The sequence below is a fragment of the Streptomyces sp. OfavH-34-F genome, from assembly GCF_022347745.1.
Taxonomy (GTDB): domain Bacteria; phylum Actinomycetota; class Actinomycetes; order Streptomycetales; family Streptomycetaceae; genus Streptomyces.
Window position 1 is genome coordinate 1 of sequence record NZ_JAKRGC010000273.1, and the last position, 8,857, is coordinate 8,857.

Annotated in this window: 11 protein-coding genes; 1 reads left to right on the plus strand and 10 read right to left on the minus strand. The window is 72.8% G+C overall.

What is annotated here, in order from left to right; genetic code table 11:
- On the plus strand, window positions 1-945 hold a 945-nt coding region (locus MHW47_RS27845), incomplete at its 5' end, for an AAA family ATPase (RefSeq protein ID WP_239226520.1).
- A gap of 82 nt (window positions 946-1,027) precedes the next feature.
- Here the strand turns inward: MHW47_RS27845 and MHW47_RS27850 are convergent.
- From MHW47_RS27850 to MHW47_RS27895, 10 genes are all read right to left on the minus strand, one after another.
- Window positions 1,028-2,125 (minus strand): hemolysin family protein, encoded by a 1,098-nt coding sequence (locus tag MHW47_RS27850; protein WP_239226521.1) that lies wholly within the window; start codon window positions 2,123-2,125, stop codon window positions 1,028-1,030.
- On the minus strand, window positions 2,122-3,483 hold the full coding sequence (locus tag MHW47_RS27855; protein ID WP_239226522.1) for a hemolysin family protein: 1,362 nt from the start codon (window positions 3,481-3,483) through the stop codon (window positions 2,122-2,124). The genes MHW47_RS27850 and MHW47_RS27855 overlap by 4 nt, the downstream gene beginning before the upstream one ends.
- Before the next feature lie 186 nt (window positions 3,484-3,669).
- The gene (locus MHW47_RS27860; protein WP_239226523.1) at window positions 3,670-4,134 is read right to left on the minus strand and encodes a PH domain-containing protein; all 465 of its coding nucleotides are present in this window, start codon (window positions 4,132-4,134) and stop codon (window positions 3,670-3,672) included.
- 25 nt (window positions 4,135-4,159) lie between these two features.
- Window positions 4,160-5,008, minus strand: a complete 849-nt coding sequence (gene hisG / locus MHW47_RS27865; protein ID WP_239226524.1) for an ATP phosphoribosyltransferase — start codon at window positions 5,006-5,008, stop codon at window positions 4,160-4,162.
- Between the two features lie 61 nt (window positions 5,009-5,069).
- Window positions 5,070-5,342 carry a phosphoribosyl-ATP diphosphatase gene (locus MHW47_RS27870; RefSeq protein WP_018103937.1) on the minus strand — a complete coding sequence of 91 codons (273 nt, stop codon included), beginning with the start codon at window positions 5,340-5,342 and terminating at the stop codon, window positions 5,070-5,072.
- Window positions 5,343-5,376: 34 nt separating this feature from the next.
- Complete coding sequence (gene ribH / locus MHW47_RS27875) at window positions 5,377-5,862, minus strand: 6,7-dimethyl-8-ribityllumazine synthase (RefSeq protein WP_239226525.1); 486 nt, start codon at window positions 5,860-5,862, stop codon at window positions 5,377-5,379.
- 48 nt (window positions 5,863-5,910) lie between these two features.
- Complete coding sequence (locus tag MHW47_RS27880) at window positions 5,911-7,209, minus strand: bifunctional 3,4-dihydroxy-2-butanone-4-phosphate synthase/GTP cyclohydrolase II (RefSeq protein ID WP_239226526.1); 1,299 nt, start codon at window positions 7,207-7,209, stop codon at window positions 5,911-5,913.
- On the minus strand, window positions 7,206-7,850 hold the full coding sequence (locus MHW47_RS27885; RefSeq protein ID WP_239226527.1) for a nicotinamide mononucleotide transporter family protein: 645 nt from the start codon (window positions 7,848-7,850) through the stop codon (window positions 7,206-7,208). Before MHW47_RS27885 ends, MHW47_RS27880 begins: the two co-directional genes overlap by 4 nt.
- A complete protein-coding gene (locus MHW47_RS27890) occupies window positions 7,847-8,464 on the minus strand; it encodes a riboflavin synthase (protein ID WP_239226528.1) in 618 nt (205 codons plus the stop codon). Before MHW47_RS27890 ends, MHW47_RS27885 begins: the two co-directional genes overlap by 4 nt.
- Window positions 8,465-8,857 (minus strand): dihydrofolate reductase family protein (locus MHW47_RS27895; RefSeq protein WP_239226529.1); only part of this gene is annotated, 393 nt, incomplete at its 5' end.

The following is an 8,857-nucleotide window of genomic DNA, read 5'->3' on the forward strand; positions in this document are numbered from 1 at the left end:
GGGGTGCGGGCCGAGGCTCCGGCGCGGCGGCCGTTCCCGGCGGGGCCGAGCGATCCGGCGCTGCTGGCCGAGGCGCTGGCGGAGCTGGAGCGGATGGTGGGCCTGGAGCCGGTGAAGCGGCAGGTCAGGGCCCTGTCGGCGCAGCTGAACATGGCGCGGCTGCGGGCGGGCCAGGGGCTGCCCGTACAGCCGCCGAAGCGGCACTTCGTGTTCTCCGGCCCGTCCGGCACCGGCAAGACGACGGTGGCGCGCATCCTGGGCCGGGTGTTCTACGCGCTGGGCCTGCTCGGCGGTGACCACCTCGTGGAGGCGCAACGGGCGGACCTGGTGGGCGAGTTCCTGGGCCAGACCGCGGTGAAGGCGAATGAGCTGATCGATTCCGCGCTGGGCGGGGTGCTGTTCGTCGACGAGGCGTACAGCCTGTCCAACACCGGGTACAGCAAGGGTGACGCGTACGGGGACGAGGCGCTTCAGGTCCTGCTGAAGAGGGCGGAGGACAACCGGGACCACCTGGTGGTGATCCTGGCCGGCTATCCGGAGGGCATGGACCGGCTGCTGTCGGCCAATCCGGGGCTCTCCTCGCGTTTCACGACCCGGGTGGACTTCCCCAGCTACCGGCCCGCGGAGCTGACCGCGATCGGTGAGGTACTGGCCGCCGAGAACGGCGACGTCTGGGACGAGGAGTCGCTGGAGGAGCTGCGTTCGATCAGCGGCCATGTCGTGGACCAGGGCTGGCTGGACGAGCTGGGCAACGGCCGCTTCCTGCGGACGCTGTACGAGAAGAGCTGCGCCTACCGCGATCTGCGGCTCACGGGGTGCACGACGGCGCCGACGCGGGACGACCTGGCGACGCTCCGGCTGCCCGACCTGATGCAGGCGTACGGCGAGGTGCTGTCGGGCCGGGGGCCGGTGGGCCGGGGCCCCCAGGAGCCGCCGGCGCCGTAGCCCCGCTCACCGGACCCTACGGCCGCGCCGCCGGCCTCCGGAGGGTTCCGGTGGCCGGCGGCGCGGGTGTACGGGGACGGGCTCAGCCCACCAGGGCGCCCGCCTCGTCCGGGTCGGTGGTCCGCTCCCCGGTGCGGCGCGGTTCGGCCACGCGGTGCGCCGGGTCGCGTACCTCGCCCACCAGCGTCTCCAGCACGTCCTCCATCGCGACCAGGCCGAGGACCCGGCCGGAGGCGTCGGCGACCTGGGCCAGGTGCGTGGCGGCGCGGCGCATCACGGTCAGGGCGTCGTCCAGCGGGAGTTCGGCCCGTACGGTGGCCATCGGGCGCCACAGCTGCTGGGGCACCGCGCGCTCGCGGTCCTCCAGGTCCAGGACGTCCTTGACGTGCAGGTAGCCCATGAAGGGGCCGCCGCCGTCGGCGCAGACCGGGAAGCGCGAGTAGCCGGTGCGCACGGTCAGCTCCTCGATGCGGCGCGGGGTGACGGAGGGGTCCACGGTCACCAGCGCGGCCCGGCGCAGCAGGACGTCGGTGACCGGGCGGCTGCCCAGCTCCAGGGCGTCCTCCAGGCGTTCGCGCGCCTCGGGCTCGATGAGTCCGGCCTGGCCGGAGTCCTCCACCAGGCGGTTGAGCTGCTCGCTGGTGAAGACGGCCTCCACCTCGTCCTTCGGTTCGACGCCGAAGAGGCGGAGCACCAGCCGGGCGCAGGCGCCGAGGGCCGAGGTGACGGGCCGGCAGAGCCGGGCGAAGCCGACGAGGCCGGGGCTGAGCCAGAGTGCCGTCTTCTCCGGCGCGGCCATCGCCAGGTTCTTCGGGACCATCTCGCCGATGACGAGGTGGAGGAAGACGACGAGGGCGAGCGCCAGCACGTAGCCGAGCGGGTGGACGAGCCCCGCGGGCAGGTGCACGGCGGTGAAGACGGGCTCCAGGAGGTGGGCGACGGTGGGTTCGGCGACGGCGCCCAGGGTCAGGGAGCAGACGGTGATGCCGAACTGGGCCGCGGCCATCATCCGGGGCAGGTTCTCCAGGCCGTACAGCACCTGGCGGGCGCGGCCGGAACCGGCGGCGGCGAGGGGTTCGATCTGGCTGCGGCGCACGGAGACCAGGGCGAACTCCGCCCCGACGAAGAAGCCGTTCGCCAGGACGAGGAGTCCGGCGAAGAACAGCTGGAGGAGGCTCATCGCGCGGCCTCCAGGACGGCCGGGCGCGCGGTGTCCGCGCCGGCCGGGGCGGCCGCGCGGACGAAGCGGACCTTCTCGGCGCGGTAGTGGCCGACCTGGCGGACGGAGATCCGCCAGCCGGGGAGTTCGGCGCGGTCGCCGGGGGCGGGGATGCGGCCCAGCAGATCGGCGACGAGCCCGGCGACCGTCTCGTACGGGCCGTCGGGCACGTCGAGTCCTATGCGGCGCAGGGTGAGGACGCGGCAGCTGCCCTCGGCGTCCCAGGCGGGCCGGCCGTCCTCGGGCGGGGCGGGGGCCAGTTCGGGGCGGTCGGCGCCCTCGGCGTCGTGCTCGTCGCGGACCTCGCCGACGAGTTCCTCGATGATGTCCTCCAGGGTGACGACCCCGGCGGTGCCGCCGTACTCGTCGACGACGACGGCGATCGGCTGCTCCTTGCGCAGCCGCTGGAGGAGCTGCTCGACGGGCAGGGTCTCGGGGACCAGGAGCGGCGGCACGGCGATCCGGCCCGCGGTGGTGCGCAGCCGGTCGGGGGCCGGGACGGCCAGGGCGTCCTTGAGGTGGATCATGCCGACGACCTCGTCGATGCGCTCCCGGTAGACGGGGAAGCGGGAGAGGCCGGTGGCGCGGGTGAGGTTGAGGACGTCCTCGGCGGTGGCGGAGGACTGCAGGGCGCTGACCTTCACGCGCGGGGTCATGACGTGCTGGGCGGTGAGCCCGGCGAGCGACAGGGTCCGGACGAAGAGGTCGGCGGTGTCCTGTTCGAGGGTGCCGGCCTCGGCGGAGTGCCGGGCGAGGGAGACGAGTTCGCCGGGGGTGCGGGCGGAGGCCAGCTCCTCGGTGGGTTCGACGCCCAGCAGCCGCACGAGGCGGTTGGCCGCGGTGTTCAGGGCGCCGATGACCGGCCGGAAGAGGCGGGTGAAGCGGGCCTGCGGTCCGGCGACGAACCGGGCGACGGTGAGCGGGCGGGAGACCGCCCAGTTCTTCGGGACGAGTTCGCCGATGACCATCTGGACGGCGGCGGCGAGCAGCATGCCGGTCACCACGCTGACGGTGGGGACGGCGCCCCGGGGCAGGCCGGCCGCGGCGAAGGGGCCGTCGAGGAGCTGGGCCAGGGCCGGTTCGGCGAGCATGCCGACCACCAGGGAGGTGATGGTGATGCCGAGCTGGGTGCCGGAGAGCTGGAAGGAGAGTTCGCGCAGGGCTTCGGTGACCGATCGGGCCCGCCGGTCGCCCTCGGCCGCGGCGCGCTCGGCGTCCGCGCGTTCCACGGTGACGAGGCCGAATTCGGCCGCCACGAAGAATCCGTTGGCGAGGATGAGAAGGAATGCCGCGGTGAGCAGCAGAAGGGGGGTTGTCATGCCGCCGCCTCCGCGGAGGGGGCGGCGCAGGTACTACCGGACGATCCGTCCATTGCTGGAGGGAGTCACTCCTCGGGTCGCAGGAAGAGCCCCGCCGGCCGGGTGGGCCTCAGGGCGGGGCGGGGCGCGCACGGGGCGCCGCCGCCCTCCAGAGTAAACAACGAGAGGCTCCGCGGGGCAGAGGGCTCAGCGGTCTTCCGGGCCCGTGCCGCGGTTCTCGGCGAGGGCGCGGAGCGCGCGGGCGTCCCGGATGGCCTGCTGCTTGGCGATGCCGGGCTGGATGCCGAGGGCGGGCAGGCTGGTGCCGTCGCTGAGGTCGAGGAAGACCCAGGGGTCGCCCACCCGCAGGTTGACCCGGACGATTTCGGCCCAGGACAGCCGGCGGCTGCGGGTGAGGTTGACGACCGTCACGCCCTCCTCGTCCGCGACGACCTTGGGCCGGCTGAGCAGCGCGAGGACGCCGAAGAAGAGCAGGGCGGTGAAGACGAAGCTGACCCGCTCTCCCCCGCTGAGCTGTTCGAGGGTGAAGGCGACGACGGTGATGACGGCGAACATCGCCGCCCCCACGGTGAGCAGGACCACCCGGGTGCGGGTCGGCCGGAAGGTGACCGGCAGGACCGGGGAGCCGGGCGGGGGCGTGGGGGCTGACATCGTGCTCTTCTTCCGTCTCCCGCCGTCAGAGACGGCAGGCGTGGATCGCGGTGGTGAGGATGGCGCGGGCGCCGAGGTCGTACAGGTCGTCCATGATCCGCTGCGCCTCGGCGGCGGCGACCATGGAGCGGACGGCGACCCAGCCCTCGTGGTGCAGCGGGGAGATGGTCGGCGACTCCAGGCCGGGCGTGAGGGCGACGGCGCGCTCCAGGTGCTCGACGCGGCAGTCGTAGTCCATCATCACGTAGCTGCGGGCGACGAGGACGCCCTGGAGGCGGCGGAGGAACTGCTGGACCTTGGGTTCGTCGCCGGGGGCGCCGGTGCGCCGGATGACGACGGCCTCGGAGGTCATGATCGGTTCGCCGATGACTTCGAGGCCGGCGTTGCGCAGGCTGGTGCCGGTCTCCACGACGTCCGCGATCACCTGGGCGACGCCGAGTTCGATGGCGGTCTCGACGGCGCCGTCGAGGTGGACGACGGCGGCGTCCACGCCGGTCTCGGCGAGGTGCCTGGCGACGATGCCCTCGTAGGAGGTGGCGATCGTCAGGCCGCCGAAGTCCTGCGGGCCGGTGACGGTGCCGGGCTTGGTGGCGTAGCGGAAGGTGGAGCGGGCGAAGCCGAGCTGGAGGATCTCCTCGGCCTGGGCGCCGGAGTCGAGCAGCAGGTCGCGGCCGGTGATGCCGATGTCGAGGCGGCCCGAGCTGACGTAGATGGCGATGTCGCGGGGGCGCAGGTAGAAGAACTCGACCTCGTTGGCGGGGTCGACGAGGACGAGTTCCTTCGACTCCTTGCGCTGCTTGTAGCCCGCCTCATGGAGCATCGCCATCGCAGGCCCGGAGATGGCTCCCTTGTTGGGGACGGCGATGCGCAGCATGAGGTCGGGTTTCCTTTGCGAAGGGTGGTGCGGGGCGGGTACGGGCGGGTGCGGGTCCGGCTCAGAGATGGGCGTAGACGTCGTCGAGGGAGATCCCGCGCGCGACCATCATCACCTGGACGTGGTACAGCAGTTGCGAGATCTCCTCGGCGGCGGCGTCCTTGCTCTCGTGCTCGGCGGCCATCCAGACTTCGGCGGCCTCCTCGACGACCTTCTTGCCGATGGCATGGACCCCCTTCTCCACCAGCTCGGCGGTGCGGGAGGTGGAGGGGTCGCCGTTGGCGGCCTTGAGCTGCAGCTCGGCGAAGAGCTCTTCGAAGGTTTTGTTCGCCATGATGTGCTCAGAATACGGGGTGCCGGGCCCGTACTCAGCGCCAGGGTTCGCTGACCGAGCGCAGTGTGGCGGCGGTGGCGACGGCCGCGGTGACCGCTTCGTGCCCCTTGTCCTCGTTGGACCCTTCCAGTCCGGCGCGGTCGAGCGCCTGTTCCTCGGTGTCGCAGGTGAGCACGCCGAAGCCGACCGGGACGCCGGTGTCCACGGTGACCTGGGTCAGACCGGCGGTGACGCCGTGGGACACGTATTCGAAGTGCGGGGTGCCGCCGCGGATGATCACGCCGAGGGCGACGATCGCGTCGTAGCCGCGGCCGGCCAGCACCTTGGCGACGACGGGCAGCTCGAAGCTGCCGGGGACGCGGAGCAGGGTGGGCTCGTCGATGCCCAGCTCGTGCAGGGCGCGCAGGGCGCCGTCGACGAGGCCGTCCATGACCTTCTCGTGCCACTGTGCGGCGACGACCGCCACACGGAGGTCACCGCAGTTGCGTACGGACAGTTCGGGTGCGCCCTTGCCGCTCATGTCTCTCCTGCTTCTCGGTACGGGTGACGTGCTGGGGTGCCGGTGGTGCTACTGGTTGCCGCAGGTCGACGCGGTGGCGGCGTCGAGCCAGGGCAGGTCGTGTCCCATGCGGTCGCGCTTGGTGCGCAGGTACCGCAGGTTGTGCTCGCCGGCCTGGACGGGCATCGGCTCGCGGCCGGTGACGGCCAGGCCGTGCCGGGTGACGGCGGCGGTCTTCTCGGGGTTGTTCGTCATCAGCCGGAGGCTGTGGACGCCGAGGTCCTTGAGGATCTGGGCGCCGGCCGCGTAGTCGCGGGCGTCGGCGGGCAGGCCGAGTTCCAGGTTGGCGTCGAGGGTGTCGACGCCGCGCTCCTGGAGTTCGTAGGCGCGCAGCTTGGAGAGCAGGCCGATGCCCCGGCCCTCGTGGCCGCGCAGGTAGACGACGACACCGCGGCCCTCCTCGGTGATGCGGCGCATGGAGGCGTGCAGCTGGGGGCCGCAGTCGCAGCGCTCGGAGGCGAAGATGTCGCCGGTCAGGCACTCGGAGTGGACGCGGACCAGGACGTCCTGGCCGTCCGCGAGGTCGCCGTGGACCAGGGCGACGTGTTCGACGCCGTCCACGGTGGAGCGGTAGCCGTACGCGGTGAAGGCGCCGAAGCGGGTGGGGAGGCGGACCTCGGCCTCGCGGCGGACCGTGGGCTCGCTGGTGCGGCGGTAGTCGATGAGGTCCGCGATGGAGATGATCGTGAGGCCGTGCTTGCGGGCGAACGGCACCAGCTGGGGCAGCCGGAGCATGACGCCGTCCTCGCCGGCGATCTCCACGATGGCCCCGGCGGGCCGCAGTCCGGCGAGCCGGGCGAGGTCCACGGCGGCCTCGGTGTGCCCGTTGCGCACGAGCACCCCGCCGGGGCGGGCGCGCAGCGGGAAGATGTGGCCGGGGCGCACGAAGTCGCCGGGGCCCGCGGTGCCGCCGGCCAGCAGGCGCAGCGTGGTGGCGCGGTCGGCGGCGGAGATGCCGGTGGAGACGCCGTGGGCGGCGGAGGCGTCCACGGAGACGGTGAACGCGGTCTGCATGGACTCGGTGTTGCGGCCGACCATCTGGGGCAGTTCGAGCCGTTCCAGCTCGTCGCCCTCCATGGGGGCGCAGATCAGGCCCCGGCACTCGCTCATCATGAAGGCGACGATCTCGGGGGTGGCCTTCTCGGCGGCGATGACGAGGTCGCCCTCGTTCTCGCGGTCCTCGTCGTCCACGACGACGACGGGCCGGCCGGCGGCGATGTCGCGGACGGCCTGCTCGACGGGGTCGAGGGCGAGGTCCTCCTCGGGCGTGCGGTGCTCCGGGTGCAGCCAGGTGGGCTGGGCGGTCATGCCGTGGCTCCTTCCAGTACGGGTGTCCGCGTACGCAGCCACCAGTCGCGCATGCCCCACAGGACGAGGGCGCCGTAGACGACGTAGATGAGACCGGAGAAGGCGAGTCCGCTGTGGAAGTTCAGCGGGACGCCGACCAGGTCGACCAGGAGCCAGGCGAACCAGAACTCGACCATGCCGCGGGCCTGGGCGAGCATCGCGACGAGGGTGCCGGCGAAGATGTAGGCGTCGGCCCACGGGCTCCAGGAGAGCGAGGGGAAGGCGGTGAACAGGCCGCCGACCGCGAGGGTGCCGAGGGCGGCCCCGCCGGCCAGGTAGCCGCGTTCGCGCCAGGTGGCGAAGCGGACCGCGAGGGTGCCGTCCTGCGCCCGGCGCCGGCCGCGGCTCCACTGCTGCCAGCCCCAGACGGCGACGGCGATGACGATGAGCTGCTTGCCGACGCTGCCCGCCTGGTGGACGGAGACGTTGGCGGCGACCAGCACGACGCCGGACAGGAGCTGGGCGGGCCAGGTCCAGATGGAGCGCAGCCAGCCCAGGGTGAGGGCGATCAGGCCGATGGTGTTGCCGATCATGTCGGACCAGATGATGTGCTGGCCGAGGACGGTGAACGCCTCGGAGTTCAGCCAGTGCAGGGCGCTCACCGCGCCTCCTCCCCGGTCTGCGGCGCGGCGGCGCCGAGCAGCCGCTCGACGTACTTGGCGAGGACGTCCACCTCCAGGTTGACCGGCTCGCCGGGCCCCTTGAGGCCGAGCGTGGTCAGGGCGAGGGTGGTGGGGATGAGGCTGATGGTGAAGTGGTCGGGCCCGGCGTCCACCACGGTGAGGCTGACGCCGTCCACGGTGATCGAGCCCTTCTCCACCACGTACCGGGACAGGTGCGCCGGCAGCGAGACCTTCACGACCTCCCAGTTCTCGGAGGGGGTGCGCTCCAGGATGCGGCCGGTGCCGTCCACGTGGCCCTGGACGATGTGGCCGCCGAGCCGTCCGCCGAGCGCCATGGGGCGTTCGAGGTTGACGCGGGAGCCGGCCGTCAGGGCGCCGAGGCTGGAGCGGTTCAGCGTCTCGGCCATCACGTCGGCGGTGAACTCGTGCTCGCCGAGGTCCACGACGGTCAGGCAGACGCCGTTCACGGCGATCGAGTCGCCGTGCTTGGCGCCCTCGGTGACGACGGGGCCGCGCAGACGGAAGCGGGAGGCGTCGTCGAGCAGCTCGACGGCGGTGACCTCACCCAGTTCTTCGACAATTCCGGTGAACACTCAGTTTTCCTTCCGGGCGGGGCCGGGAACGGCGGTGACACGCAGATCGGGGCCGATGCGGACGGTCTCCGTCACGTCGAGGCGCAACGCCTCGGCGAGGGTGTGGATTCCGGCGTCGGCGAGGGCGGCGGGGCCCGCGCCGAGGAGGACGGGGGCGAGATAGCCGACGACCTTGTCGACGAGTCCCGCGGCGACGAAGGCGCCGGCCAGGACCGGACCGCCTTCGAGGAGTACGGAGCGCACGCCGCGCCCGTGGAGGGCGGCGAGCAGGGCGCCGAGGTCGAGACCGGGCCCGGCGGCGGCGCGCGGCAGGCGCAGGACGGCTTCGGCGGGCAGGTGGCCCGCGTCGGCGTCCTCGGCGACCGCGATCAGGGTGGGCGCGGTGGCGTCGAG

What these genes read in the sequence shown, in the direction of transcription:
- MHW47_RS27860 (WP_239226523.1), bottom strand. Translation starts at nt 4,134, where the DNA reads ATGTCAGCCCCCACGCCCCCGCCCGGCTCCCCGGTCCTGCCGGTCACC.
- ribH (WP_239226525.1), bottom strand. Translation starts at nt 5,862, where the DNA reads ATGAGCGGCAAGGGCGCACCCGAACTGTCCGTACGCAACTGCGGTGAC.
- MHW47_RS27870 (WP_018103937.1), bottom strand. Translation starts at nt 5,342, where the DNA reads ATGGCGAACAAAACCTTCGAAGAGCTCTTCGCCGAGCTGCAGCTCAAG.
- MHW47_RS27880 (WP_239226526.1), bottom strand. Translation starts at nt 7,209, where the DNA reads ATGACCGCCCAGCCCACCTGGCTGCACCCGGAGCACCGCACGCCCGAG.
- MHW47_RS27855 (WP_239226522.1), bottom strand. Translation starts at nt 3,483, where the DNA reads ATGACAACCCCCCTTCTGCTGCTCACCGCGGCATTCCTTCTCATCCTC.
- hisG (WP_239226524.1), bottom strand. Translation starts at nt 5,008, where the DNA reads ATGCTGCGCATCGCCGTCCCCAACAAGGGAGCCATCTCCGGGCCTGCG.
- MHW47_RS27850 (WP_239226521.1), bottom strand. Translation starts at nt 2,125, where the DNA reads ATGAGCCTCCTCCAGCTGTTCTTCGCCGGACTCCTCGTCCTGGCGAAC.